Raw genomic sequence first — 25751 nt, forward strand, 5'->3', positions numbered from 1 at the left:
TCGGGTTGGGCCACCCCGGCGGGTTGCCGGGCTGCGGCGTCGTCGGGTTGGGCCACCCCGGCGGGTTGCCGGGCTGCGGCGTCGTCGGGTTGGGCCACCCCGGCGGGTTGCCGGGCTGCGGCGTCGTCGGGTTGGGCGGGTTGGTCGGCGGCGGCGTCGTCGGGTTGGTCGGCGAGGTCTTGTTCGGGTCCTGCGAGCTACCCGGCACCTTGGACGGGACTTCGATCGGGCCACCGGTGCCCCCATAGCCGGGCCCCGTCGAGCCACCCGGCGTCCCGCCGTACTTGCCACCCCAAAGTGTCTGCGGCTGCTGAGCCTGCGAAGCATTGCCCTGCGGAGCATTGCCCTGCGAAGCACCCTCCTGGGAGGCACCCTCCTGGGAGGCACTCTCCTGGGAGGCACCCTCCTGGGAGGCACCCTCCTGGGAGGCACCCTCCTGGGAGCCACCCTCCTGGGAGCCACTCTCCTGAGAGCCACCCTCCTGAGAGCCACCCGGATCATCCTGCTGCGGAGCTGCAACGGGAGGAGCTTGTGGGAGCGCCGCAGCTTGGGCGACTGGCATCACCACGAGAAGGCTCCCGGCAAGCAGTACTGGACTGCCGAACGCGATGAGCTGTCGCCTAGCCGGCGAGAGTTGATGTTTTGCGGCCACAAGGCATCACCTCGAAACGACTGAGAAAGATGCGGCCTTTCATTCCGCTTTAGTCGACGCAGCACCACAAGTCAAATGGAACATTGGTAGTCTAATGGTCAATCAGTTTATCGCACCCATACCACTCATCGCACTTTTCGCACTTCTCGCATCAGTGCGAGCCAAAACGCACCGCACTTTAGGAGGGGCGTCGGGGTGTCACCCTTCTCACACCTGTGCGAGCCGTAAGGTCCTGCGCCGTGATCACAACCCACACCACTGCCGTCACAAACCAGAAAGGCGGTGTCAGCAAGACAGCCACCGCCCTGAACATGGTCGGCGATCTGTCAGAGGCTGGAAAGAGCGGGCTCCTGGTCGACCTCGACCCGCAAGGCCACCTCACAGACGGACTGGGCATCGACCAGGCGTCCACCGGGGAAGGTTCGGCCAACCTCTACAGTGCCCTGATCGGGGCGTACGCCGACAGCGTCGCTGACCTGATGGCACGTCATCATGCTCCGGCCGAGTGGCTCGAGCTGGTACCGATCCTCACGACCAACGCGCTCGCGGCCGCCGACGGGGTGCTCATCCCCGTCCAGGCCAAGGTCAGCGCAGCTCTCCGTCTGCTGCTGCCTCAGATCGCCTCGGCGGACACCGACCTGCGGGAGAAGCCTCTCGAGCTGCACGGACTGGTCGTATCTCCGCTACGCCGGCCCACAACGAAGCTCGCGGAGTCCGTACTCGAGGAGCTGGACAAGCCTGACGGACTGCCAATCGTCGGCACCGCGCTGCTAGGTGTCGTCGTCACCGCGACCTGGCGGTCCGGCCGAACCGTGGTCGACTATCCCCCAGAATCCGTACACGCCCAGGCACCTGGGGCTCTCGCCAAGACCCTGGCAGGTGGCCAATGAGCGGCCGCAGGAAGAAGCTGCCCCCGCCGGCCGACAACGGAGACCCCACAACCCCCCTGCGGTCCCGTCCCGCCCGCACCACCGTCAGCGACACCCAGCCAACACGGCAGCCACCCGCCCCGGACGCTTCTGCGCCCGCACAGGCCAAGAATGCGCCTATGGACCGTCGTTCCTGGTACATGCCGAAGGAGTCTGCCAACGCCCTGGCGGAAGCGCTGGATGAGCTCCATTGGTCCACCCGGCAGCCGAAGCACGTCATCATGGCCGCCCTGGTCGCCGTCGCCCTTGAGCAGCTGCCCGCAGTGGAAGAACGGATCAAGCAGCAGTAGTCGCATTTCTCTCACCGCGCGGCAGCTCGCTCGACCCTGCAGGTCGTGTCCGACCGTTGCTCAGAGCCGCAGCGGCTCTCGGCGTTCCGGATCTTTCAGCCCGGAAGATCCGTCTCATCACCAAGACCGTGTCCTGTGTGGTGAGGCGGATCAGTCGCTTGTCTGGCTGCGGGTAGAAGGGATTGTGCTGGTTGTGTTGCAGGTTTAGTGGCAAGTCGAGAGCTGAGATCAATTGGCGCTCTAGGATCCATGGCTCATCGTGTCCGAGCCAGCACACTTGTGCGTGATCAGCCATCCACTCGCTGAGCCGATCTTCACCGTTCCCGCCGAACGTGAAACGCTTTCCACTACCCACGCGTCGCAGCTCGACCCCAAGCAGAACGCCGAGTGTGCGCCGTAGCGTCGACCCCTCTGTTATCCCTGCGGGCGAGAACATCCGGGCCTTGAGTCAGTACTTCTGGCCGCTCTGCACGGGCCAGGCCATCCCTATCGACTCGTGGAGATCGCGGATGTGGCTGGACCCCTGGGTCTAGCCGGGCGGACGTGGCGGGGCGGCACGGTCGGCACGGCCGGCACGGTCGGCACGGCCGGCACGGTCGGCACGGCCGGCACGGTCGGCAGATCTACGGATCGCGCGGAGGTCGGCCTCCGAGCCGCGGTTTCCCCTGCGACCACGACGGTCACCCCAGGCCTGCCCCATCGGTAGGTGATTCTCGTGGGTCACCGTCGCGCCGGTCGGCCAGGATCATCGCCACATCGTCCGCCAGCTCGCCGCCGGTGTGACGAATCAGCGCCTGGTGCAGTTGCTCCAGGAGTTCCAGTGGGCTTGGTGCGACGCCCATCCCCTCCACGGCCTCCGGCAGAGCGAAGAACTCGCCTTCGCGGTTGCGGGCCTCGATCACACCATCGGTGTACAGCAGCAGCCGGTCACCAGGGAGGAACGCGTAGCTTTCCGGCTTCTCGGGCCGGTCGCTGACGACGAGGTCCTCGAGGCCGAGGGGCGGCAACGGCAGACTCGGCATGAGTGGGGAAGCCCTGCCCCGGTGCAGGAGCAGCGGCGGTGGATGTCCACGATTGACCAACTGCACCACGGGTTCGTCCGGTACCTGCGCGATGAGGGCCGTGGTGAACCCTTCCAGCAGAACCTCCTGACCATACGCACCCGGGACGGCGACTTCTCGCCGAAGCGCAGCCGCGCAGCGGTTCATGACCTCTACCAGGTCGTCCTCATAGTGCACCGCCTCCCGGAACGCTCCCAGTGCCGCCGCGACGGCCCGCACCGCGGACAGTCCTTTGCCCCGGACGTCTCCGACGATCAGCCGAACGCCGTACCGCGTCTGCACCGCCTCGTACAGATCACCGCCCACCTGTGCCCCCGTCCCGGCCGCAAGGGCCAGACTGCCGGCCCGCAGTGGGCCCAGACGCGGGGGCACGGGCCGCAGGACGACATCCTGGGCCGCAACGGCGATGCGACGGACCTGGTCCAGCTCTCGCTGCCTGCGCTCCTGCATGGCGCGGCTGGTGATGAACCCGGCCACGGAGACCAGGATCAGAGCCAGGAAGTTGCTGTAGACCGGCAGGGTGCCCCACGCCCCGTTGTGCGTCGCGGTGGTCACACTGATCGCCAATGCGAGGCCCGCCGCCGCGGTGGTGCCCTTGGGCCCCAACGTCACTGCCGCCAGCGCCGGCACCGCCGTGAGGAAGGGACCCGTGTAGATGAAGTGCGCAGGCGTGAGTTCGATGGCCAGCACAGCCAGCGCGATCAAGAAGGGCACGCACTGCAGCAGCGCGAAGAGGACCCGGTTGTGACCGCCGGCTCCTGCCATCGAGTGGGACCGCAGAAGCGACCTCATGTCCCAAGCCTGCCTCGCTGAAACCCACAGCTCCACCTCAGCCCGCCGCCCTGGGCGGCGCAGAGACCCGCCCGGCCCGTTTGCACTCTGATCACGCCCGGTGGGCCACCGGCCTCCGATCAGGGGTGACGTTCACTACCTGGTTCCGGCGCCCCGTCCCGATCGACCCCCGGCGTTCACGGATGTGGCTCGATACCCGGGTCTGATCACGTTTTCGACAACTCCGGTCACACCGGCACCGCAAACGCTTACAGTGCATCCGCACCTGTTTTTGAACGCGTTCAGGTCACTGTCGGCGCGACAGGCGAGACGGACGCGGCACGTGCCGACGGGGACGGGGAGGAGTGCGCGGGATGCGCAACGGGGTCAAGGGCGTGGTCATAGGCGGGGTGTGCGCGGCGATGCTGGGAGGCGCCGGTTACGGCGCCTACAACATCCTGTCCGCACTGAACGACGACGGGACGACGAGCGGCGTGGCCGCGACCGTGAAGTCCGGGCCGCCCGGCGGGGACGAGGTGAAGGACACGGCGGCGAAGTTCTTCGCCGCGTGGGAGAAGGGCGACGCGGCGACCGCGGCGTCGTACACGAACTACCCCGGCGCCGCACAGCAGTTGCTGACGGCCTACGGCGACGACGCGCACATCACCGGGGTGCGCATCACGCCCGGCACGGCCACCGGCACGAGCGTGCCGTTCTCGGTCGAGGCGACGGTGTCGTACGGCGGCACGTCCGAACCGCTCGCCTACCGGAGCAGGTTGTCCGTCGTGCGCGGTGAGACCACGCACCGCCCGCTGGTCGACTGGAAGCCGTCGGTCGTGCATCCACGGCTGCGCACCGGGGACACGCTCGTCACCGACGCGTCGGCGGCCGCGCCGATCCAGGCCCTGGACCGGGACGGCGCCGTGCTGACGAAGGAGAAGTACCCCTCTCTCGGTCCGGTCCTGGACGAGTTGCGCAAGCGGTACGGCGACAAGGCCGGCGGCCGGGCCGGTGTCGAGCTGGCCGTACGGCATACGGGCACGGACGGCTCCGGAGGGGCCGCCGACACCCCCCTCCTCACGCTCACGAAGGGCAGGACCGGCAAGCTCCGCACGACCCTGAGCGCGGGCGCGCAGGCGGCCGCCGAGACGGCCGTGGCGAAGTACCCGGACGCCTCCGTCGTGGCCGTCAGGCCGAGCACGGGCGAGATCCTGGCCGTCGCCAACAACCGCACCGACGGCTTCGACGCGGCCCTGCTCGGTGAACGCCCGCCCGGCTCCACCATGAAGATCATCAGCGCCGCCACCCTCATCGACAACGGCCTGACGTCCGCGAACGGCAAGGCGCCCTGTCCCCCGTCCGCCGTCTGGCAGAGCCAGACGTTCCACAACCTCACGGGCCTGGAGGCGAACGAGAACGCCACCCTCTCGGAGAGCTTCGCCCGGTCCTGCAACACCGCGTTCGTGAAGTTCGCGGACGTCGTGAAGGTGGACTCCCTCACCGACGAGGCCGAGGAGCGGTTCGGGCTCGGTCGGAACAACTGGCAGATCGGCGTCCCGTCCTTCGACGGCCGCGTCCCCGCCACCGGGGGCCCCGACACCGCAGCCGCCCTCATCGGCCAGGGCCAGGTCCAGATGAGCCCTCTGAACATGGCCTCCGTGACGGCGACCGCGATGACCGGCACCTTCCGGCAGCCGGTGCTCGTGCCGCTCACGCTGGACGACCGGGAACCGGCACGCGCGCGTGGGCTGTCGCCGGGCACGGTCGCCCAGCTGCGCGCGATGATGAACCGCACCGCGACGAGCGGCACCGCGGCACCGACCATGTCCGGGCTCAGCGGGAGCATCGGCGCGAAGACCGGCTCGGCGGAGTCCGACGGGCAGGCGAGGTCGGACAGCTGGTTCACCGGTTACCGCAACGACGTGGCGGCGGCCGCGATGGTCCAGGACGGCGGTCACGGCATCGACGCGGCCGGTCCGATTGTCGCAAGCGTGCTACGGAACGCCGGCTGACATCAGCCGTCACGGCGGGGACTTTAAGGTGAAGGACGTCGTTGGGGAGTGTGTGAGGGCTGCGGGGACCCTGGGGAAGGCGCGGAGGAACTGAGGCTGTGGGCAAGAGAAGGCGCGTCGCCGCGCGACGGAAGACCGGACCCGCCGTGCTCGGCGGGATGATCGCCGTGGTCGTCGGCGGCGCCGGATTCGGCGTCTACGCGCTGTACGGCGGAGGTGCCGCCGCCGACGAGGGGACGTCCGCCACGGCCGGCCACAAGGCCGTCAGGACCGGCCCGTTGACCGCGGCGGAGATCCGCACGGCCTCGACGCGCTTCCTCACCGCCTGGCAGCGGGGCAGGACCGCGGAGGCGGCGGCCGCCACCGACGACCCGTCGGCCGCCGGAGCCCTCCTCACGGGCTACGCCAAGGACGCCCGTCTGACGGACGTCACCCTCACCGCCGGGGCGGCGACGGGCGCCAAGGTGCCCTTCTCCGTCAAGGCGACGGTCGCGTACCACAAGCTCGGCAAGCCGCTCGCCTACGGCAGTTCGCTCACCGTCGTCCGGCGCGCGAGCGACGGCAAGCCACTGGTCGACTGGCACGCCGCCGTCGTCCACCCGGACCTGAAGGACGGCGACACGCTCGTCACCGGCGAGTCCGGCACCCCGCCCGTCACCGCACTGGACCGCGACGGCGGCAAGCTGACGGCCACCCGGTACCCCTCCCTCGGCACGGTGCTGGACGGCCTGCGGGAGAAGTACGGCAAGACGGCGGGCGGCCGGGCCGGCATCGAGCTGCGCGTGGTGCGCGGCAAGGCGTCGAGGACGGCCAAGCTGTCCGACAAGACGCTCGTGGAGCTGAGCAAGGGCACACCGGGCACGGTGCGCACGACGCTGAGTCCGGGCCTGCAGAGGGCCGCCGAACAGCAGGTCGGCAAGCGGGCCGGCGCCTCCGTGGTCGTCGTGCGTCCCTCGACCGGCGAGATCCTCGCCGCCGCCAACAGCGGGCACGGCTTCAACATCGCCTTCCAGGGCTCCCTCGCGCCCGGCTCCACGATGAAGGTGATCACCTCGTCGCTGCTGATCGACAAGGGCCTGGCGGAGGCGGACAAGAAGCACCCCTGCCCCAAGACGTTCACCTACGGCGGCTGGAAGTTCCACAACGACGACGACTTCGAGATCAAGGGCGGCACGCTCAAGGCCAGCTTCGCCCGCTCCTGCAACACGGCCTTCATCAGCCAGGCGAAGAAGCTGCAGAACGACGACCTGACCGAGCAGGCGCAGCAGGTCTTCGGCCTGTCCATGAACAACTGGGCGATCGGTGTGCCCAGCTTCGACGGCTCGGTGCCGGTCCAGTCGGCGGCGCAGATGGCGGCCTCGCTGATCGGGCAGGGCGGGGTGCGCATGAACCCGCTGAACATGGCCTCGGTGGCGGCCACCGTGAAGACGGGCACCTTCCATCAGCCGTACCTGGTGTCACCGTCCGTTGACCACCGCACGCTGGCCACCGCATCGCGCACCATGTCCGCCGGGACGCTGTCCCAGCTGCGCGAGATGATGCGGTACACGGCCGCCTCCGGCACGGCGGCCGAGGCGATGTCCGGGCTCGGCCCGGACTACGGCGCGAAGACCGGCTCCGCGGAGGTCGACGGGCAGAAGAAGCCCAACGGCTGGTTCACCGCCTACCGGGGCGACCTCGCCGCGGCGGGCGTCGTCCAGGCCGGCGGCCACGGCGGCGACACGGCGGGCCCGATCGTGGCGGCACTCCTCAGGACTGGAGGCTGACCGCCGCCCCCGGCCCGGCGGCGCCGTCCCGGCCCTGCCGGTCAGGTCCCGTCCGGCTCGGTCAGGTGCGCACCGGTCCCACTCGGCTCAGGTGTGCACCGGCTCGGCGGTGTAGGTCCGGCGCAGGAATCTGACCAGGGTCTTGGACTCGAACTGCACGACGGCCACGCCGCAATCAGTGTGGAACTCCACGACGGCCTGGACGCGCCCGCACGGCCACACGCGTACGTCACCGCTCTCGGCCGGTGCCCGCAGTCCCTTTTCCAGCAGTGCGCGGGAGAAGGTCCACTCGTGCGGGCCCGGCAGGCCGAACCGCACCGACCGTGGATCACTGTCGGGGTCGTACCGCAGCACGACGGGGACCGCCCCCGGATCCTCTTCGTCCGTGACGATATGGGCGCGCGCGTACTGTTCGACTACAGACATCGGAACGCCCTTTCACGCAGTGTGACCTTTGCGAAAGTCATGCATCCACTTCCTCCTCCAATGTCGCACATTTTCCTGTGAGCGCGTCCGGAGGCGGTGGATCTCCCGGCACCTCCGCCCGTTTCACCGGACGACCGACTGGTACTTGCAAGCCACTTGCAACAAGGTTCTAAAATCGTACGGTGCATGTACCTGACGGATTCATCAACGCCCCCACCTCCGCCGTCACCGGAGTGGTCGCCGCCGGTGCGCTCGCGGTGAGCCTGCGCGGCGCCCGCCGCGAACTCGACGAGCGAACGGCCCCGCTGGCCGGTCTGGTAGCGGCGTTCATCTTCGCCGTACAGATGCTCAACTTCCCCGTAGCGGCCGGAACAAGCGGCCACCTTCTGGGTGGTGCGCTGGCCGCGATCCTCGTCGGCCCCTATACAGGGGTGCTGTGCGTGTCGGTGGTCCTGCTCATGCAGGGTGTGCTGTTCGCCGACGGCGGGCTGACCGCGCTCGGCGTGAACATCACCGACATGGCCATCGTCACGACGGTCGTGTCCTACGCGATCTTCCGCGGTCTGCTCGCCGTGCTGCCCCGCAAGCGGCGCTCGGTGACCGTCGCCTCCTTCGTCGCCGCACTGGTGTCCGTGCCGGCCGCCGCCGTCGCCTTCACCGCGATCTACGCGATCGGCGGCACCACCGACATCTCCCTCGGCAAGGTCGCGACCGCGATGATCGGCGTGCACGTGCTGATCGGGATCGGCGAGGCGGTCATCACCGCTCTCACCGTCGGCGCCGTCGTCGCCGTACGCCCCGACCTCGTGCACGGCGCGCACGGCCTGCGGCAGCGGCTCCAGCTGCGGGTGAACGGCACGCTGGTCGACGCCCCCGCGGCCGAGGCGCCCACGGCGCCCGTGGCGGCGCGCACCTCCCGGCGCACGCTGTGGGTGACCGGCCTCGTCACCTCCCTCGTCCTCGCCGGCTTCGTCAGCTTCTACGCCTCCGCCAACCCCGACGGCCTGGAGAAGGTCGCGCACGACAAGGGCATCGACAGGAAGGAGGAGGCGCACGCGGCGGCCGACTCCCCGCTCGCCGACTACGGCGTCAAGGACATCTCCGACGCCCGGCTGTCCGGCGGCCTCGCGGGAGTGATCGGCGTCGGCGTCACCGTCGTGGCGGGCAGCGCGGTGTTCTGGGCCGTGCGCCGGCGCCGCAGCGCGGACGTCTCCCCCGTCTCCACGACGGGCTCGGGCGTCTGACGTGGGAGCGGGACACGCGCACCGGCTCTACCGGCACGGGCACTCGCCCGTGCACGCCCTGCCGCCGCACACCAAGCTGGCCGCCGTCTTCCTGTTCGTGGTGGTCGTGGTGTCGACCCCGCGGGGGGCCATGTGGGCGTTCGCGGTCTACGCCGTCCTGCTCGCGGTCATCGCGTACCACGCGCGCGTGCCCGCCGGTTTCCTGCTCAGGCGGCTGCTGATCGAGATCCCGTTCGTCGCGTTCGCGGTGCTCATGCCGTTCGTGGCGGAGGGCGAGCAGGTACACGTCCTCGGGATGTCGCTCAGCGAGAGCGGCCTGTGGGGCGCCTGGAACGTGCTGGCCAAGGGCACACTCGGCGTCGCCGCCTCCGTGCTGCTCGCCGCCACCACCGAACTGCGCGAACTGCTCCTCGGGCTGCAGCGGCTGAAGCTGCCGCCGCTGCTCGTGCAGATCGCCTCCTTCATGATCCGCTACGGCGACGTCATCACCGACGAGATGCGCCGGATGCGGATCGCCCGTGAGTCGCGTGGCTTCGAGGCGAATGGCGTGCGCCACTGGGGCGTGCTCGCCAAGTCCGCCGGCGCGCTGTTCATCCGCTCCTACGAACGCGGGGAGCGCGTGCACCTGGCCATGGTCAGCCGGGGGTACGCCGGCTCGATGCCGGTCATCGACGAGGTGACCGCGTCCCGGGCGCAGTGGTCGTACGCCCTCACGCTCCCCTGCGCCGCCCTCACCGTCTGTCTGCTGGGATGGGTCCTGTGACTACACCTGCCTCCCTGGAGGTCTCCGGCCTCGCCTTCGCCTACCCGGACGGCCACCAGGCCCTGTTCGGTGTCGACTTCCGCCTCGCGCGCGGTGAGCGGGTCGCGCTGCTCGGCCCGAACGGCGCCGGCAAGACGACCCTGGTCCTGCACCTGAACGGCATCCTCGGCGGCGGCACCGGCACGGTGACCGTGGCCGGGCTGCCCGTCGGCAAGAAGCACATGGCCGCCGTCCGGCAGAAGGTCGGCATCGTCTTCCAGGACCCGGACGACCAGCTGTTCATGCCGACCGTGCGAGAGGACGTGGCGTTCGGCCCGGCCGCCGCCGGGCTGAGGGGCGCCGCGCTGGAGGAACGGGTGCGGCACGCCCTGGAACGGGTCGGCATGCAGGACTTCGCCGACCGTCCGCCGCATCACCTCTCCTTCGGCCAGCGCCGGCGCGTCGCGGTGGCCACCGTGCTCGCCATGGAGCCGGAGATCCTCGTCCTGGACGAGCCCTCCTCCAACCTCGACCCGGCCTCCCGCCGCGAACTCGCCGACATCCTGCGCTCGCTGGACGTGACGGTCCTCATGGTCACCCACGACCTGCCGTACGCCCTGGAGCTGTGCCCGCGCGCCATGATCCTCAGCGACGGCGTGATCGCTGCGGACGGGCCGACCGGCGAGCTGCTCTCCGACGACCGGCTGATGCGGGCGCACCGCCTGGAACTGCCCTTCGGCTTCGACCCCCGCACCGTGGCCCCCACCACCCCGCACCACGCCTGACGCGACGCCCCGCACCCACCGCGGCGGCACCGGAGCGGCACTGAGAGACACCTCACGTCCGTCCGCCCTGCGCCGAGGAATCGCAGGCGCAGGGCAGCTGTTGCACGCACTGTCGCAGGCGATCGGAAGGGACGGCGGGCGTGGACGTGAACGGCACTGTGGCCGAGGGCTTCGAGCCGGTCAGGGAGGCGTTCGCAGCGAACTTCGCCCTGCTCGGCGAACGCGGTGCGGCCGTCGCCGTGTACCGCGACGGGCACCGGGTCGTGGACCTGTGGGCCGGCACCAGGGACGTGGACGGCGACACCCCCTGGGAGTCCGGTACCGCGCAGATCGTGCGCTCCGCGACCAAGGGCGTCGCGGCCGCCGCGCTGCTGCTCCTGCATCAACGCGGCGAGCTGGACCTGGACGCCCCGGTCGGCACCTACTGGCCCGAGTACAAGGCGGCCGGCAAGGAGCACACCCGGGTGCGGCACCTGCTCGCGCACCGCGCCGGCCTACCCGTACTCGACCGTCCGCTGACCCCGCGGGAGGCCGCCGACCCCGACCTCGGTGCGGCGGCCGTCGCCCGGCAGGCGCCGGCCTGGGAGCCGGGCACGGACCACGGCTACCACGCCCAGACCTACAGCTGGCTGACCGGTGAACTGGTCCGGCGCGTCACCGGCCGCCCGGTGGGCGAGTGGCTGGCGGACGAGATCGCCGGGCCCGTCGGCGCGGACCTGTGGCTGGGCCTGCCCGCGTCGCACCGCACGCGCGTCGGACGCGTCGGTCCCGTCGAGGCCCCGGAAGCCGCAGGCGCACTGAGGACCCGCCCCAAGCGCGCCGTCGCCGAGGCGTACGCCGACCCGGACTCCCTGACCCGCCGCGCGTTCGCCGCGATCACACCACTGCCGGACGAGAACGACCCCGCCTACCGCGCCGCCGCCCTGCCCGCCTCCAACGGCATCGCCACCGCCGACGGCCTGGCCCGCTTCTACGCCTCGCTGATCGGCGAGGTGGACGGTGGCACCCGCCTGTTCGCCCCGGCGACGACGGAACTGGCCCGCACCGAGCAGTCCGCCGGAGCCGACCGGGTCCTCGTCGTCGGCACCCGCTTCGGCCTCGGCCACATGCTGCACGGCATCGCCTCCCCGCTGCTCTCCCCCGCCTCCTTCGGGCATCCCGGCCGGGGCGGTGCGCTCGCGTTCGCCGACCCGGAGGCCGGTGTCTCCTTCGGCTACGTCACCAACGGCTTCAGGAAGGGCGTGACGGCGGACCCGCGGGCCCAGGCCCTGGTGCGGGCCCTGCGCACGGCACTCGCCTAGGCACGGCCGCGGTCAGGGGGGTGCGCCGCGGCCGCGGCGCGCGTCGTCCCGAAGGTCCTCCCTCTCGCGCCCTGTCGCGTCACACGTGGATCGGGTGCGAGGTCCGGCCGGAATCCGCGTCGATCTCCTCGTGCGCCTTGGTCAGCAGTTGCATGGCCAGTTCGTTGAGCGCGCGGGCGCCGGCGATCTCCTCGCCGACCCGCGGCTGGTGGGAGTCGACGCGGTGCCGGCTGGCCCGGCCATGCGCCCGTACCTCGGTGCCGTCGGGCAGACGCACCATCGCCACCGCGCGCGTGTGCTGATCGTCGTCCTCCACGAACTCCAGCTCGACGTGCCATCCCACAACCGTGTGCATCATGTCGACCACCTCCGGAGAGCCACTGCTTCCAGGGTGCGCCGGGCGGCCCCGCCCGTCATGTCGGTGCCCGGGCCGCCCGCCGCGCGAGGCGGCCGTACGGTCCTCACTCGTCGAAGCTGGCGAAGTAGGCGGCGGCCATGTCCTCGTCCGCGTGGCCCTGGGCGGCGGCACGGGCGAGCCGCTCGGCGGTCGCCGCGGCGACGTCGAGGCGTACGCCCTGCCGTTCGCCGGCCTGGACGATGAGCCGGGCGTCCTTCTCCGCGGTGGCCACCGCGAACGACGCCGGGGAGAGCTTGTCCTCGAGGATCAGCGTGGCCTTGGCGCGCAGGTATCCCATGTCGAGCGGGCCGCCTTCGATCAGGTCGAAGAAGTGCTGCGGGTCGACACCCAGGCCCTTCGACAGGGCCAGCACCTCACCCGCCGCGGCGGTGGCCGCGAGGACCCAGCTGTTGGCGACCAGCTTCAGCCGGCTGGCGCTGCCCGTGCCGCCGTCGTCCCCGGTCCACACCGTCTTGGCCCCGACCGCGTCGAAGACCGGCTCGACCGCGGCCCGGCCCTCCTGCGGTCCGGCGGCAAGCACGGTCAGCAGGCCGTCCTCGGCGGGCCGGCGCGTGCCGAGGACGGGGGCGTCGTAGAAGACGAGCCCGTGCTCGCGGGCGAACGCGGCCAGCTCCGTGATCAGGTCCGTCCCGGCGGTGGTGCACTGCGCCCAGACCGCGCCGGAACGCAGTGCCGGGGCCGCCTCGCGCATGACGTCCAGGACGGCGTTGCCGTCGTAGAGCATGGTCAGTACGACATCGGCGCCCTCGACGGCCTCGGCGGGCGTGCCGGTGATCCGGGCGCCGTCGGCGGCCAGCGGCTCGGCCTTCTCGCGGGTGCGGTTCCAGGCGCGGACGTCCAGCCCGGCGCGGCAGAGGTTGCGGGCCATGGCGGCCCCCATGATGCCCGTGCCCAGGACACTGACGGTCGGCTTCTCGGTCATTGACGGCTCCCTGTCGTGCGGTTACTGCCTCGTGCAGTCGTGCGGTTGCTGCCTCGTGCTGTCATGCGGTTACTGCCTCGTGCTCCGACGTCATCTTCGTACGGATGCGCCCGGGGACGGCTCGAGCCGCGCTCCTTTCCGCTCCGGCCGCACGGACGGTCCGCTTCGTACGGGCGCGCCGAGGGGCCGGCTCCAGCCGCACGCGCTATCCGGCGTGCAGCATCAGCCCGATCCCCACGACCAGCAGGCCCGCCGCCGCGAGCCGGGGTGCTCCGAAGCGCTCCTTGAAGAGCAGTGCGCCGATCGCGGCGCCGACGATGACGGACGACTCGCGCAGGGCGGCGACGGGCGCGAGTTCGGCGCGGGTCTGCGCCCACAGGACCAGGGCGTACGCGGCGACGGAGAGGGCGGCGCCGAGAAGGCCGAGGGCGGCGTGGGGCCGCAGCAGCCGGAGGGTGTCGCCACGCGCGCGTGCGTACATGTACGCGGGGATGACGACCCCCTGGATGGCCATGAGCCAGGCGATGTAGCCGAGGGGGGTGTGCGAGGCGCGGGCGCCCAGTCCGTCGAGCACCGTGTACGCGGCGATCGTCAGACCGGTCGCCAGAGCCGCTCCGATCGCCGCCCAGTCGGGCCGGCTCCCGCGCAGGCCCCACAGGCTGACGCCGGTCAGGCCGAGGCAGGACACGACGATGCCGGCCATCGCCCAGGCACCGGGCACCTCGTGCGCGAAGACGGCGGCGAGAAGGGCGACGACGAGCGGCGCGCTGCCGCGCGCGAGGGGGTAGGCCTGTCCGAAGTCACCCAGGCGGAAGGACGTCATCAGCAGGGCGTAGTAGGCGACGTGCACGACGGCCGAGGTCAGCAGGTACGGCCAGGCGGCCGCGGCCGGGACGGCGGTGAACGGCAGTGCCGCGAGCCCGATGAGCACCCCGCCGCCGGAGATCAGGGTGAAGCCGACCAGCTTGTCGGTGATCCGGTGGGCGATGGCGTTCCAGCTGGCGTGGGTGACGGCGGCCAGCAGGACGGCCGACGCGACGAGCGGTGTCATGCGGTCCGCTCGCGCACGTCCACCGGCGCGGCACCCGCGTGGGCGACCAGATCGGGAAGCCCGCGCACCTTGCCGGCCGGCTCCCCGATCCCGTGCTCGCGCAGGGCCTCGGCGAACCGGGGGTGGGCTCCTGATCCGTCGGCGTCCGTGGCGGCTTCCGTCGTCATGAAGGGCACGGTAGTGGCCGGTGCGCGGCGCGCGCGAACGAGTTACGGCCTCGGTGCCGAACCCGCCGGCGTCGCCCACCTCGGCCGATCACCCGCTCCGCGGGTCGCGGGTCAGGACATGAGCCGGTGAGGGTGCAACCCGTCCCCACGGGCACCCTCACCGGCCGTTCTGCCGTCGGAAGCGGTACGTCAGGCGCGTACCAGCTCCCGCTCCCCGTCGGGGTCGGCGTCCCTGCGTTCCTCCGCCGTGCGCAGGCCCTCGCCCTCGACGTCGACGTTGGGCAGCGCCCGGTCCAGCCACTTCGGCAGCCACCAGGCCCGCTTGCCGAGCAGCGCGAGCACCGCCGGCACGATGGCCATGCGGACGAGGAACGCGTCGAAGAAGACGGCGATGGCGAGGCCGAAGCCGATCATCTTGACCATCGACTCGCTGGAGCCGATGAAGCCGGAGAAGACGGCGATCATGATGACGGCGGCGGCCGTCACGACCCGGGCGCCGTACCTGAAGCCCGTCACCACCGCCTGGCTCGCGCTCTCGCCGTGGACGAAGGCCTCCCGCATCCGGGTCACCAGGAAGACCTCGTAGTCCATGGCGAGGCCGAAGACGACGCCCACCATGAAGATCGGCATCATCGACATGACCGGGCCGGTCTGCTCGACGTTCATCAGGCCGGACAGCCAGCCCCACTGGAAGACCGCGACCACGGCGCCGAGGGCGGCCAGGACGCTGAGCAGGAAGCCGAGGGCCGCCTTCAGCGGGACGAGGATCGAGCGGAACACCACGATGAGCAGCAGGAAGGCGAGTCCGACGACCAGGGCCAGGTAGGGCAGCAGGGCGTCGTTCAGCTTCTGCGAGACGTCGATGTTCATCGCCGTCGAGCCGGTGACCAGGACCGTGGAGTCGGTCTCCCGGGCGATGTCCGTGCCCTTGTCACGGATGGCGTGCACCAGGTTCTCGGTCGTCGCCGAGGACGGCTTGGACTCCGGGACGACGGTGATCGTCGCGGTGTCGCCGGCCTTGTTGGGCGCGGCCGGGGTGACCGTGACGACGTCCTTGAGGCCCTTGATCTCTTCGCCGACCTTGGCGAAGGCCGCCTTCGCGTCGTCGCTGTCCCTGGCGTCGACGACGACCATGAGCGGACCGTTGAAGCCGGGTCCGAAGCCCTCGGAGAGCAGGTCGTAGGCGCGGCGCTGGGTGGTCGAGGTCGGCTGGGAGCCGTCGTCGGGGAGGCCGAGTTCGAGGGAGGCGGCCGGGATCGCGGCCGCGCCGAGTCCGATCACGCCGAGCAGGAGTACGGCGACCGGGCGCCGGACGACGAAGCGGGCCCAGCGGGTGCCCATGTTGGGCCGGCCCGGCTTCCTGGGCGGGCGGCCGCCGCCGAGCAGCTTGCTCTTCTCGCCGGCCGGCTTGATCCTGCGGCCCGCGTAGCCGAGCAGTGCCGGGATCAGGGTGAGGGCGATGAGGACCGCGATGGCGACGGTGCCCGCGGCCGCGACGCCCATCTTCGTGAGCATCGGGATGTTGACGACGGACAGGCCGACCAGGGCGATGACGACGGTCAGTCCGGCGAAGACGACCGCCGAGCCCGCCGTGCCGACGGCGCGGCCGGCCGCCTCCTCGCGTTCGCGGCCCTCGGCGAGTTCCGCGCGGTAGCGGGAGACGATGAACAGGGCGTAGTCGATGCCGACGGCGAGGCCGATCATCGAGGCCAGGGTGGAGGTGGTGGTGCCCAGATCCAGGGCGCTGGCGAGCGCGGTGATCGTGGAGACGCCGATGCCGACGCCGATGATCGCGGTCAGCAGCGGGAATCCGGCCGCGAGCAGCGAACCGAAGGTGATGACGAGGACGACCGCGGCGATCGCGATGCCGATGACCTCGCTGGAGCCGGTCTCGGGGGTCGCGCTGAGCGCGTCACCGCCGATCTCGACGGTGAGCCCCGCGTCCCGTGCCTCCTGCGCGGCCTTCTTCAGCGCGTCGCGCGAGGTGTCCTCCAGCTCCATGCCGGAGACCCTGTACTTCACCGAGGCGTAGGCGATCGTGCCGTTCTTGCTGACGGCATGCCCCTTGTAGGGGTCGGCGACCGAGGTGACCTCGGAGTCGCCCTTGAGCTTGCCGACGGTCTTCTCGACGGTCGCCTTGTTGACGGCGTCCGTCATCTTCTCGCCCCTCGGGGCCTTGAAGACGACCCGGGCGGTCGCGCCGTCGGCGCTCATCCCGGGGAAGCGCTGTTCCAGCAGGTCGAAGGCCTTCTGGGCCTCGGTGCCCGGGATGGAGAAGGACGTGTTGCCGGCGGTTGGCGCGGAGGCGGCGCCCACCCCGGCGAGGGTGAGCAGCGCGACCCATATGAGGGCGGCGAAGTGGCGTCGCCGGAAGGCGAGCCGGCCGAGTTTGTAGAGGAACGTGGCCACGGAGGCGTACTCCCGGTCAGGTCGTGGGTTCGGCTGGGCAGGGGCTTTCAGCCCGACGACGTGAGCGGTGACGTCAGGTGGTGGGCTTGCTGGGGAGGGGATCGGTGCCGGTTCCGGCGGGGCCGGTTCCGGCGGGGCCTGTTCCGACGGGGCCGGTCCTGGGTGACCGGCCCGGTGGGCAGGGGGATTCAGTCGGTGGGAACGCCGAGGGCGGGGAGGACGACGGCGTCGATGTACGAAAGGAGGAAGTCCTGCGTCGGCGGTAGTTCGTCGATCATCGTGCGGGCGGCGAACCCACCGATCATCATGTGCATCACGAACTCGATGGCGGGGTTGTCCGCACGGACCTCGCCCCGTTCGATCGCCCGTTGCAGCACACGGCGGAACTCCGCCATCTCCGGTTCGATGAGGTGCTCCCGGAACGCCCGCAGGAGGTCCGGGTTGGAGTGGGTCGCCATGGCCAGGCTCCGCATCAGAGCGGAGTTCTGTTCCATCTCGCAGTCGTCCGCACGCAGCGTGAGCGCGTGCAGGTCACCCCTGAGCGACCCGGTGTCGATCTCGTCGGCGAGGGTGCCCGGCTTGCCGTGCCGCACCGCCCTCGCCACCAACTCGGCCTTGCCGCCCCACTGACGGTAGAGCGTGGCCTTGCTGGAACGGGTGCGGGCTGCCACGGCGTCCATGGTGAGGGTGTCGTAGCCGACTTCCCGGAGCAGTTCGAGCACGGCCTCGTACAACTCGGCCTCACGCTCGGGCGTGATCCGACTGCGACGCGCCGTTGCGACGACCTCGGTCATGCCAGTCACCTTCCCGCTCCGGAGCTTTCTGCTTCGTACACCACAGAAAGATACCCCGCTAGCGAGCGAAACGAAACCGTTTCGTACGTGTGGTGGGTCACGCGTGTCGGGTTTGCGTAAGTGAGCGGACCGTGCGCCGGTTCGCGGTGTACGGGAAGTGCCGGTTCGCGGTGTACGGGAAGCTGCTGCCGGTTCGCGGTACGGGAAGCCGCCGGTTCGCGGTGTACGGGAAGCTTCCGGTCGGCGCGGTACCGGGAGCCGCCGGTCCGTGCGGTGCGGGTGGCGGGGGAAGCCGAAGTCGCCGTTCTTCACGAGTTGCTGGGGCTCTTCGCCCGGAAAAGCATGGGGAGGTGAGCTATCTGCGTCTTCCCCACCTCAGCGGCGACCTGCTGTGCTTCGTGTCCGAGGACGACCTCTGGCTGGCCCCCCTCGACGCCCCCGGCCGCGCCTGGCGGCTCACGGCGGACCGCACGAAGGCCGGCCACCCCCGCTTCTCGCCCGACGGCCGCCGGATCGCCTACACCACCTGGCGCAGCCTCGTCCCCGAGATCCACCTCGTCGGCGTCGACGGCGGTCCCGCGCGGCAGCTGACGTACTGGGGCAGCGCCGACACCCAGGTCTGCGGCTGGACCCCGGAGGGCGACATCCTGGCCGTCGCCTCCCACGGAGAACCCTTCTCCTACTTCACCTGGGCCTACAAGGTCCCCACCGACGGGGACCCGGGCGGCCGGCTGCCCTGGGGCCCCGTCTCCGACCTCCAGGTCGCCGACCTCGACGGCGAACGCAGGACCCTGCTGCTCACCGGCACCCCGCCGCACGAACCGGCCTCCTGGAAGCGCTACCGCGGCGGCGCCATGGGCCGCCTCTGGCTGCACGGCCGGCGCCTCCTGCCGGACATCGACGGCCATCTGGCCTGCCCCATGTTCGTCGCCGGCCGGATCGCCTTCCTCTCCGACCACGAAGGCGTCGGCAACCTCTACTCCTGCGCCCGGGACGGCACCGATCTGCGCCGCCACACCGACCACGACGCCTTCTACGCCCGGCACGCCTCCACCGACGGCAGCCGCGTGGTCTACCAGTGCGCGGGCGATCTGTGGCTGGTGGACGACCTCTCCCCGGCCGGTGCGCCGCGCCGGCTCGACGTCCGGCTCGCCGGCCCCGCCACCGGGCGCCGCAGATATCCGGTGCCGGCCGCGCAGAACGTGGACGGCATCTCCGTGGACGAGACGGGCCGCGCCGGCGCCGTCGTCGTACGCGGCAGCCTGTACTGGCTCACCCACCGCGACGGACCGGCCCGTACGATCACCGACACCCCGGGTGTCCGGGTGCGGCTGCCGGAGATGCTGGGCTCGACCGGGCAGGTCGCCTACGTGACGGACGCCGAGGGCGAGGACGCCGTCGAGATCGCCCAGCTCCCCCGCGCGACCGGCGACCGCGCGCCGCGCCGGCTGGCCTCGGGCGAGCTGGGGCGGGTCCTGGAGATGGTGTCCGACCCGCTCGGCGAGCGGCTGGCCATCGCCTCGCACGACGGACGTCTGCTGCTGCTCGACGTGACGGACCCGTCCACGGACCCGTCCGACGACGAGACCGGGCCCGGGGCCGGCACGGAGGACGCCGAGGAGCCCACGCCGGAGGCGGCCGGCGAGATGCCCGGGGACCTGGGCGAGCCCGGGGACGCGGAGGTGGTCGAGGACACGGAGGTGGCCGGGGAGACCGCATCGGGCGGCGGCCCGGCGGATGGCAGTGGTGGCCGTGGCAACGGCAACGGCAACGGCAACGGCAACGGCAACGGCAACGGTGTGACCGAGTTGATCCACTCCGTCAACGGTCCCGTGCGCGACCTCGCGTTCTCACCCGACGGCTCGTGGCTCACCTGGTCCCACCCGGGCATCGGCCGCTCGCTGCGCCAGATCAAGCTGGCGCGCATCAAGGACCGATTGATCGTGGACGTCACGAACGGCCGTTTCGAGGACGAGAACCCCGTCTTCACGCGGGACGGCCGCTACCTCGCGTTCCTCTCCTGGCGCGGCTTCGACCCGGTGTACGACGTCCACACCGGGGACCTCTCCTTCCCGCTCGGCTGCCGCCCCTACCTCGTCCCGCTGTCCTCGGCCACCCCCTCGCCCTTCGCCCTGAACCCGGAGGGGCGCCCCGCCGCCGGCGGCCTGGACCCGCTCGAGGACGAGGAGAGAGGCGAGGGCGGCACGGTGATCGTGGAGGTGGAGGGCCTGGAGAACCGGGTCACGCCGTTCCCGGTCATCGCCTCCAAGTACTCCGCGCTGTACCCGGTCGCCGGCGGCGGGCTGGTCTGGCTGCGCTGGCCGATCTCCGGCGCGCTCGGCGAGACCTTCGCCAGCCCGGACGACACCACCGGCCGTCCCACCCTGGAGCACTTCAACATCAGCAAGGCCAAGAAGTCCGAACTCGTCGGCCATCTCGACTGGTTCGCGGTCAGCGGCGACGGCACCCGGCTGGTCGTCGTCGACGAGGGCGACCTGCGGGCCGTGCCCTCGACCGAGATCGGCGACAGCGATTCGACCGTCTGGATCGACCTGCGCCGCATCCTGCACCAGGTCGACCCGCCCGCCGAGTGGCGCCAGTCCTACGAGGAGGCAGGACGTCTCATCCGCGCCTACTTCTGGGACCCCGACATGTGCGGCATCGACTGGGACGCGGTGCTCGGCCAGTACCGGCCGCTGGTGGAACGGGTGGCCTCCCCGGACGAGTTCGCCGACCTGCTGCGCGAGGTCCTGGGCGAGCTGGGCACTTCGCACGCCTACGTCACCGCCGCCCGCCGCAACGAAGGGCCGCCCCACTACCAGCGCTGGCAGGGCCTCCTCGGCGCCAACCTCGCCCGCCGCGACGGCCACTGGACGGTCAAGCGCATCCTGCCCGGCGACTCCTCCGACTCCAAGGCCCGATCGCCGCTGGCCGGCACGGGCATCCGCGAGGGCGCCGTGCTCACCCACGTGGACGGCCGCCCGGTCGACCCGGTCGCCGGCCCCTTTCCGCTGCTCGCCGGCTCGGGCGGTACGACCGTGGAACTGACGTTCACCACCGCGGAGGGCGGGGCGGGGCACGCCCGGCGCGTGGCCGTCGTCCCGCTCGTCGACGAACGCCCCCTGCGCTATCAGGACTGGGTGGCCAAGCGCCGCGAGGTCGTCCGGGAGTTGAGCGGCGGCAGGTGCGGCTATCTGCACATCCCCGACATGGGCGGCTCCGGCTGGGCCCAGTTCAACCGCGACCTGCGCATGGAGGTGTCCCGGCCCGCGCTGATCGTGGACGTGCGCGGCAACGCGGGCGGCCACATCAGCGAACTCGTCATCGAGAAGCTGACCCGCACGATCCTCGGCTGGGACCTGACCCGGGACGCGCAGCCGGTGGCGTACACCTCGAACGCCCCCCGGGGCCCGGTGGTCGCCCTCGCCGACGAGGCGACCTCCTCGGACGGCGACATGATCACCGCGGCCTTCAAGCTGCTGAAGCTCGGCCCCGTCGTCGGCCAGCGCACCTGGGGCGGCGTGGTCGGCATGACCGGCCGCCACCGCCTGGGCGACGGCACGGTGATCACGGTGCCCATGAACGCGGCCTGGTTCGACGCCTATGGCTGGTCCGTGGAGAACCACGGTGTCGCCCCCGACCTGGAGGTCCTGCGCACCCCCCTCGACTGGGCGGAGGGCCGCCACGCCCAGCTCGACGACGCGGTCCGGCTCGCCCTGGACCTCCTGGAGACCAACCCGGCGGCCGTTCCGCCCGACTACGCCGACGTCCCCGACCGTTCACGTCCCAGGCTGCCACCGCGGCGGTGAGCCCACGCCCGCCAGAAGGGTGGGCACGAAGGCGGTGGACGCGAAGGGCGATGGGCACGAAGGCGGTGGACGCGAAGGGCGATGGGCACGGAAACCGGTAGCCAGCAGCCGGTAGCCGTCAGCCGTCAGCCGTCAGCCGGGGAGACGCCTCGCCGGGGCCCGGACCGGCTGCGGACACGAACGCAGGGCGCCCTCCGCGAGGAAGGGCGCCCCACGTGATCCGGCCAAGGCCGAACGTGATGACTAGGCGTCGTAGTCCCGCTCGAGGTGCTCGCCCATCTCACGCTCCGGGTCCTCGATGTCGCGCATGTTCTGGCGACCCCGCTCGGTCTGCGGCTGCTGGCCACCGCGCTGCGGCTGCTGCGGCTGCTGCTTGCCACGCTGGCCGGCACGCTCACGCGCCTGACCGGCCTTCTCCTTGGCCTGGTCCTGCATCTCGTTGGCCTTGTTCTGGAACTGGTCCTTCATACCCATGTGGGTTCACTCCTGTGGTGAGTGAGAGTAGGGAGTCGGCCCCTTGGTGGGGCCTCGACCAGATTCACACGGGGGAACACGGAGCGCATGTGGATCAGTTACGGTGCGTAGCCCTCCCCGCTTCATCAGCCGCCCCACCTGCGCCGACGAGTCCGGAGCGCATGCCTTGCAACCGGGGCGCGAACCGTTTCATCTCGCGCTGGCCGACCGTGCCGATGAGCGCCGGCAGGTACCCGCGCACGCCCTGCATGCCGCGCAGCCACCACTGCCCGTAGACATGCGCCGAGCGCCGCTCGATCCCGGCGACGAGCCGGTCCACCGCGGGACCCAGCGGGTAGGTCTTGTTCGACGGCCAGGGCAGCCGTTGCCGCAGTTCGCGCATGACGTCGTCCTGGTCGGCGCCGCGCACCATGTCGGTGTCGGTCCAGGACAGGTACGCGACCCCGACGCGCACGCCCTGGTAGCCGACCTCGGCGCGCAGACTGTGCGCGTACGCCTCCACGCCGGACTTGGACGCGCAGTACGCCGACATCATCGGCGCCGGCGTGATGGCGGCGAGCGAGGCTATCTGGAGCAGATAGCCGCGGCTCTCGACGAGCACCGGCAGGAACGCGCGCGCGGTCACCGCGGAACCGATCAGGTTCACCTCGATCACGCGCCGCCACGCCTGCGGGTCGGAGTCCGCGAACGGACCGCCGGTCGCCACACCGGCGTTGGCGACGACGATGTCCACCTTGCCGAACCTCGCCTTGACCTCCTCGGCCACCCGGGCCATCGCCTCGTGGTCGGTGACGTCGGCGTACCAGTGCGCGCTCTCGCTGTGCAGCCGCCCGGAGACCTCCTTGAGCGCGTCCTCCTCCAGGCCGACCAGCGCCACCTTGGCGCCGCGCGCGGAGAGTTTGCGTGCCAGCAGTTCACCGACACCACGTGCCGCTCCGGTGACGACCGCGACCTGTCCCTCGAGGCTGACCGTGCTCATGCGCCCTCCTTGATCTGCGCCGGGGTGGAACCGTGTTCGGGGGTGCCCCCCGTGACATAGGTGGTGACCAGCTCCCGGATCCGGCGGATCACCGGCTCGGGGGCCTCGATCGGGGTCATGTGACCGACGCCGGGCAGCTCGGTGAGGCCGACGCAGTGAGGCAGCGCGGCGACCAGCGCACGGGCGTGCACGGGAGGCGTGAGCCGGTCGGACGTGCCGTGCACCACCGCGGTGGGCACACGCAACTCCCGTACGCCGTGGTCGAGATCGAGCGCTTCGAGGACGGCGGCCCAGGCGTGGCGCACGGCGCGCGGGCAGGAGTGCACGATCCGCGCGCACGCCTCCACCATGTGAGGAGCGGAACCGGCGCCCATGGTGGCGTACTTGAGGACGCTTTTCGCGACCGGTGTGACCGGCCCGAGCGGGGCACGCGAGCCGAGAACGCGCCCGGTCATCCAGGTGCGCGCGCGTCCGGCGCGCAACGGCAGCACGCGCGACTCCGCCACCAGCCGCGAACTTCCGGTGCTGCACAGCAGGACGGCCGCGGCGTGTTCACGGACGCGGGGGCGGCCGGCGGCCGCCATGACGGTCATGCCGCCCATGGAGTGGCCGACGATCAGGGCCTTCTGCCCGCGTTCCAGCGTCCCTTCGAGCACCGCTTCGAGATCGTCCGCCAGGGCGTGGGTGGTGCACGCCGAGCCGGCGGGACTGCGTCCGTGTCCCCTCTGGTCGTAGGTGATCACGCGGTGGTCGGCCGCCAGATCCCGGACTTGCGCCGCCCAGAAGGCGGTCGAGCAGGTCCAGCCGTGGGAGAGGACGACGGGAGGCGCGTCGTCGGGCCCGTGCACCTCGACGTGCAGCCGGGCTCCGTCGGCGGAGACGACGGTGAGCCGGCGGGCGGGGACGGGCGGGGCGTACGGGCCGGAGGCCACGGAGGCGGGCCGGCTCATGCGGCGTTCCCGCTCTGCCCGGCGCCGTCGGCCTGCGCGGGCGTGCTCCGCCCCGTGCCGTGCGCGGCCGGCTCCGCCGCGGCCCTCTCGGCCGCACGCCCGGGTTGCTCGGCAGTGCGTGCGGATCGCTTGGCGGCGGTGCGTGCCGGCTGCTCCGATGCGCTGCGTGCCGGCTGCTCGGCGGCGGCTCCCGGCCGCTCGGCGGTGCCCGCGGGTCGCTCGGCGGTGTGACCGGACGCGCCCGTGTCCTTCGTCCCGGGCTTGCGGACGACCTCGTACTCCCCCAGGTCCACCCGCCGGGTCGCGCGCCGGAACTCGGTCGTCGTGCCGGGCCAGATGGTGGTGTTGCGGCCGCTCGCGTCCAGATACCAGCTGGTGCAGCCCCCCGTGTTCCACACGGTCCGCTTCATGCGCTCCTGCACCTCGTGGTTCCAGGCCGCGACGGCGGCGGGCCGGGCGTCGAGCGCGGTGCGGCCGCCGAGGACGTCGAGCTGGCGCAGATAGTCGGCCATGTAGTTCAGCTGGGACTCGATCATGAGGATCATGGAGGAGTTCCCGAGGCCGGTGTTGGGCCCGATGATCGTCATCCAGTTCGGGAAGCCCGCCGCGGAGGCGCCGCGCAGGGCCTGCATGCCGCTCTTCCAGGTCTCCGCGAGGGTGACGCCCGCCGCGCCGACCACGCGCTCGGCGATGGGCATGTCCGTGACGTGGAAGCCCGTACCGAAGATGATCACGTCGGCCTCGGTCTCCGTGCCGTCGGCCGCGACGAGCGTGGACCCGCGGATCTCGCTGAGCCCGCTGGCGACGACGTCCACGTTGGGCCGGGCGAGCGCCGGGTAGTACTCGCTGGACAGCAGGATCCGCTTGCAGCCGATGCGGTAGTCCGGGGTGAGCTTGGCGCGCAGGGCCGGGTCCTTGATGGCGCGGGCCATGTTGCGCTTGGCGAGCCGCTCGACCAGACCGAGTTCCTCGGGGCGCTTGGTGAAGGCCTGCACCTGCAGTTCCCGGATGCCCCACAGCAGTCCGCGGCGCAGCTGGGTGGTGACGGGCACGGACCGGTGCAGCCAGCGCTCGGCGCCGCTGATGGCACGGTCGATGCGGGGCATCACCCACGGCGCGGTGCGCTGGAAGAGGGTGAGGCGGCCGGCCAGCGGCTGTACGGCGGGCACGATCTGGATGGCGGAGGCGCCGGTGCCGACCATGGCGACCCGCTTGCCGCGCAGGTCGTGGTCGTGGTCCCAGCGTGCGGAGTGGAACACCTTGCCGGGGAAGGACTCCAGCCCCGGGATGTCGGGGATCTTCGGGTCTGACAGCGGTCCGGTGGCGGAGACGACGACATCGGCGGTCAGGGACCCGCTCGCGGTCTCGATGTGCCAGCGCAGGTTCTCGGCGTCCCAGGTCATCAGCTTGACCTCGGAGTCGAAGCGGATGTGCGGGCGCAGGCCGAAGAGGTCGGTGACGTGCTCCAGGTAGGCGCGGATGTGCCGCTGCCCGGAGAAGGTGCGCGGCCACTCGGGGTTCGGCGCGAAGGAGAAGGAGTAGAGGTGGGAGGGCACGTCGCAGGCACACCCGGGGTAACTGTTGTCCCGCCAGGTGCCGCCGACGCTGCCGGCCCGTTCCAGGACGACGAAGTCGGTGATCCCTTCGCGGCGCAGCCGCACGGCGGCCCCCAGCCCGCCGAAGCCGGACCCGATCACCGCCACCCGTACATGTTCGTGCTCGGCCATCCCGAAGCCTCCACGCATCGCCTTGGACTCTGCCAGTGAACACTGGCGCAATGGGACTGTAGAGCAGCTCCG

The 25751-nt window shown here is 71.4% G+C and carries 23 protein-coding genes; 9 read left to right on the forward strand and 14 right to left on the reverse strand.

Annotated features, from left to right (window positions below):
- On the reverse strand, positions 1 to 208 hold a 208-nt coding region (locus ACGFT2_RS10035; protein WP_393275398.1), incomplete at its 3' end, for a hypothetical protein.
- A 683-nt stretch (positions 209 to 891) separates the two neighbouring features.
- Between ACGFT2_RS10035 and ACGFT2_RS10040 the strand changes: the two genes are divergently transcribed.
- Together ACGFT2_RS10040 and ACGFT2_RS10045 are read left to right on the forward strand one after the other, a co-directional pair.
- A complete protein-coding gene (locus tag ACGFT2_RS10040) occupies positions 892 to 1542 on the forward strand; it encodes a ParA family protein (RefSeq protein WP_393275400.1) in 651 nt (216 codons plus the stop codon).
- A gap of 179 nt (positions 1543 to 1721) precedes the next feature.
- Entirely contained in the window at positions 1722 to 1871 is a 150-nt protein-coding gene (locus ACGFT2_RS10045) for a hypothetical protein (protein ID WP_393275402.1), read from the forward strand.
- Here ACGFT2_RS10045 and ACGFT2_RS10050 read toward each other — a convergent pair.
- On the reverse strand, positions 1858 to 2307 hold the full coding sequence (locus tag ACGFT2_RS10050) for a GIY-YIG nuclease family protein (RefSeq protein WP_393275404.1): 450 nt from the start codon (positions 2305 to 2307) through the stop codon (positions 1858 to 1860). The genes ACGFT2_RS10045 and ACGFT2_RS10050 overlap by 14 nt on opposite strands.
- Positions 2308 to 2551: 244 nt before the next feature.
- Positions 2552 to 3697, reverse strand: coding sequence for a PP2C family protein-serine/threonine phosphatase (locus ACGFT2_RS10055; protein ID WP_393275406.1), 1146 nt, complete (start codon positions 3695 to 3697; stop codon positions 2552 to 2554).
- A 380-nt stretch (positions 3698 to 4077) separates the two neighbouring features.
- On the opposite strand from ACGFT2_RS10055, the gene ACGFT2_RS10060 reads away from it, so the two are divergent.
- Together ACGFT2_RS10060 and ACGFT2_RS10065 are read left to right on the forward strand one after the other, a co-directional pair.
- On the forward strand, positions 4078 to 5715 hold the full coding sequence (locus ACGFT2_RS10060; protein WP_393275407.1) for a penicillin-binding transpeptidase domain-containing protein: 1638 nt from the start codon (positions 4078 to 4080) through the stop codon (positions 5713 to 5715).
- A gap of 98 nt (positions 5716 to 5813) precedes the next feature.
- Positions 5814 to 7481: a penicillin-binding transpeptidase domain-containing protein gene (locus ACGFT2_RS10065; RefSeq protein WP_393275409.1), complete on the forward strand. Its 1668-nt coding sequence runs from the start codon at positions 5814 to 5816 to the stop codon at positions 7479 to 7481.
- 87 nt (positions 7482 to 7568) lie between these two features.
- Here ACGFT2_RS10065 and ACGFT2_RS10070 read toward each other — a convergent pair whose 3' ends face one another.
- Positions 7569 to 7907, reverse strand: a complete 339-nt coding sequence (locus tag ACGFT2_RS10070) for an SsgA family sporulation/cell division regulator (protein WP_393275411.1) — start codon at positions 7905 to 7907, stop codon at positions 7569 to 7571.
- Positions 7908 to 8089: 182 nt separating this feature from the next.
- On the opposite strand from ACGFT2_RS10070, the gene ACGFT2_RS10075 reads away from it, so the two are divergent.
- From ACGFT2_RS10075 to ACGFT2_RS10090, 4 genes are all read left to right on the forward strand, one after another.
- A complete protein-coding gene (locus ACGFT2_RS10075; RefSeq protein WP_393275413.1) occupies positions 8090 to 9151 on the forward strand; it encodes an energy-coupling factor ABC transporter permease in 1062 nt (353 codons plus the stop codon).
- A 1-nt stretch (position 9152) separates the two neighbouring features.
- Positions 9153 to 9914, forward strand: coding sequence for a cobalt ECF transporter T component CbiQ (gene cbiQ / locus ACGFT2_RS10080; protein ID WP_393275415.1), 762 nt, complete (start codon positions 9153 to 9155; stop codon positions 9912 to 9914).
- On the forward strand, positions 9902 to 10678 hold the full coding sequence (locus tag ACGFT2_RS10085) for an energy-coupling factor ABC transporter ATP-binding protein (RefSeq protein ID WP_393275417.1): 777 nt from the start codon (positions 9902 to 9904) through the stop codon (positions 10676 to 10678). Before cbiQ ends, ACGFT2_RS10085 begins: the two co-directional genes overlap by 13 nt.
- 140 nt (positions 10679 to 10818) lie before the next feature.
- Positions 10819 to 11979 carry a serine hydrolase domain-containing protein gene (locus tag ACGFT2_RS10090; RefSeq protein WP_393275419.1) on the forward strand — a complete coding sequence of 387 codons (1161 nt, stop codon included), beginning with the start codon at positions 10819 to 10821 and terminating at the stop codon, positions 11977 to 11979.
- 79 nt (positions 11980 to 12058) lie between these two features.
- Here ACGFT2_RS10090 and ACGFT2_RS10095 read toward each other — a convergent pair whose 3' ends face one another.
- From ACGFT2_RS10095 to ACGFT2_RS10120, 6 genes are all read right to left on the reverse strand, one after another.
- Positions 12059 to 12337, reverse strand: coding sequence for a DUF1876 domain-containing protein (locus ACGFT2_RS10095; RefSeq protein WP_393275421.1), 279 nt, complete (start codon positions 12335 to 12337; stop codon positions 12059 to 12061).
- Positions 12338 to 12440: 103 nt separating this feature from the next.
- Positions 12441 to 13319: an NAD(P)-dependent oxidoreductase gene (locus ACGFT2_RS10100; protein ID WP_393275422.1), complete on the reverse strand. Its 879-nt coding sequence runs from the start codon at positions 13317 to 13319 to the stop codon at positions 12441 to 12443.
- A 205-nt stretch (positions 13320 to 13524) separates the two neighbouring features.
- Complete coding sequence (locus ACGFT2_RS10105) at positions 13525 to 14370, reverse strand: EamA family transporter (protein WP_393275424.1); 846 nt, start codon at positions 14368 to 14370, stop codon at positions 13525 to 13527.
- Positions 14367 to 14537, reverse strand: a complete 171-nt coding sequence (locus ACGFT2_RS10110) for a hypothetical protein (RefSeq protein WP_393275426.1) — start codon at positions 14535 to 14537, stop codon at positions 14367 to 14369. Before ACGFT2_RS10110 ends, ACGFT2_RS10105 begins: the two co-directional genes overlap by 4 nt.
- 189 nt (positions 14538 to 14726) lie before the next feature.
- On the reverse strand, positions 14727 to 16946 hold the full coding sequence (locus ACGFT2_RS10115) for an MMPL family transporter (protein WP_393275428.1): 2220 nt from the start codon (positions 16944 to 16946) through the stop codon (positions 14727 to 14729).
- A 188-nt stretch (positions 16947 to 17134) separates the two neighbouring features.
- Positions 17135 to 17740 carry a TetR/AcrR family transcriptional regulator gene (locus ACGFT2_RS10120; protein WP_393275429.1) on the reverse strand — a complete coding sequence of 202 codons (606 nt, stop codon included), beginning with the start codon at positions 17738 to 17740 and terminating at the stop codon, positions 17135 to 17137.
- A gap of 350 nt (positions 17741 to 18090) precedes the next feature.
- On the opposite strand from ACGFT2_RS10120, the gene ACGFT2_RS10125 reads away from it, so the two are divergent.
- Entirely contained in the window at positions 18091 to 21549 is a 3459-nt protein-coding gene (locus tag ACGFT2_RS10125; RefSeq protein WP_393275431.1) for a S41 family peptidase, read from the forward strand.
- 243 nt (positions 21550 to 21792) lie between these two features.
- Here the strand turns inward: ACGFT2_RS10125 and ACGFT2_RS10130 are convergent, their stop codons facing one another.
- The 4 genes from ACGFT2_RS10130 to ACGFT2_RS10145 form a co-directional block, all read right to left on the reverse strand.
- Positions 21793 to 22023: a hypothetical protein gene (locus ACGFT2_RS10130; RefSeq protein WP_393275433.1), complete on the reverse strand. Its 231-nt coding sequence runs from the start codon at positions 22021 to 22023 to the stop codon at positions 21793 to 21795.
- A gap of 94 nt (positions 22024 to 22117) precedes the next feature.
- A complete protein-coding gene (locus tag ACGFT2_RS10135) occupies positions 22118 to 23002 on the reverse strand; it encodes an SDR family oxidoreductase (protein ID WP_393275435.1) in 885 nt (294 codons plus the stop codon).
- The gene (locus ACGFT2_RS10140; protein WP_393275437.1) at positions 22999 to 23952 is read right to left on the reverse strand and encodes an alpha/beta fold hydrolase; all 954 of its coding nucleotides are present in this window, start codon (positions 23950 to 23952) and stop codon (positions 22999 to 23001) included. The genes ACGFT2_RS10135 and ACGFT2_RS10140 overlap by 4 nt, the downstream gene beginning before the upstream one ends.
- Complete coding sequence (locus ACGFT2_RS10145; RefSeq protein ID WP_393275439.1) at positions 23949 to 25679, reverse strand: flavin-containing monooxygenase; 1731 nt, start codon at positions 25677 to 25679, stop codon at positions 23949 to 23951. The genes ACGFT2_RS10140 and ACGFT2_RS10145 overlap by 4 nt, the downstream gene beginning before the upstream one ends.
- Positions 25680 to 25751: the final 72 nt, after the last annotated feature.

Origin of the sequence: Streptomyces sp. NPDC048514, from assembly GCF_043199955.1 — a bacterium.
Lineage (GTDB): Bacteria > Actinomycetota > Actinomycetes > Streptomycetales > Streptomycetaceae > Streptomyces.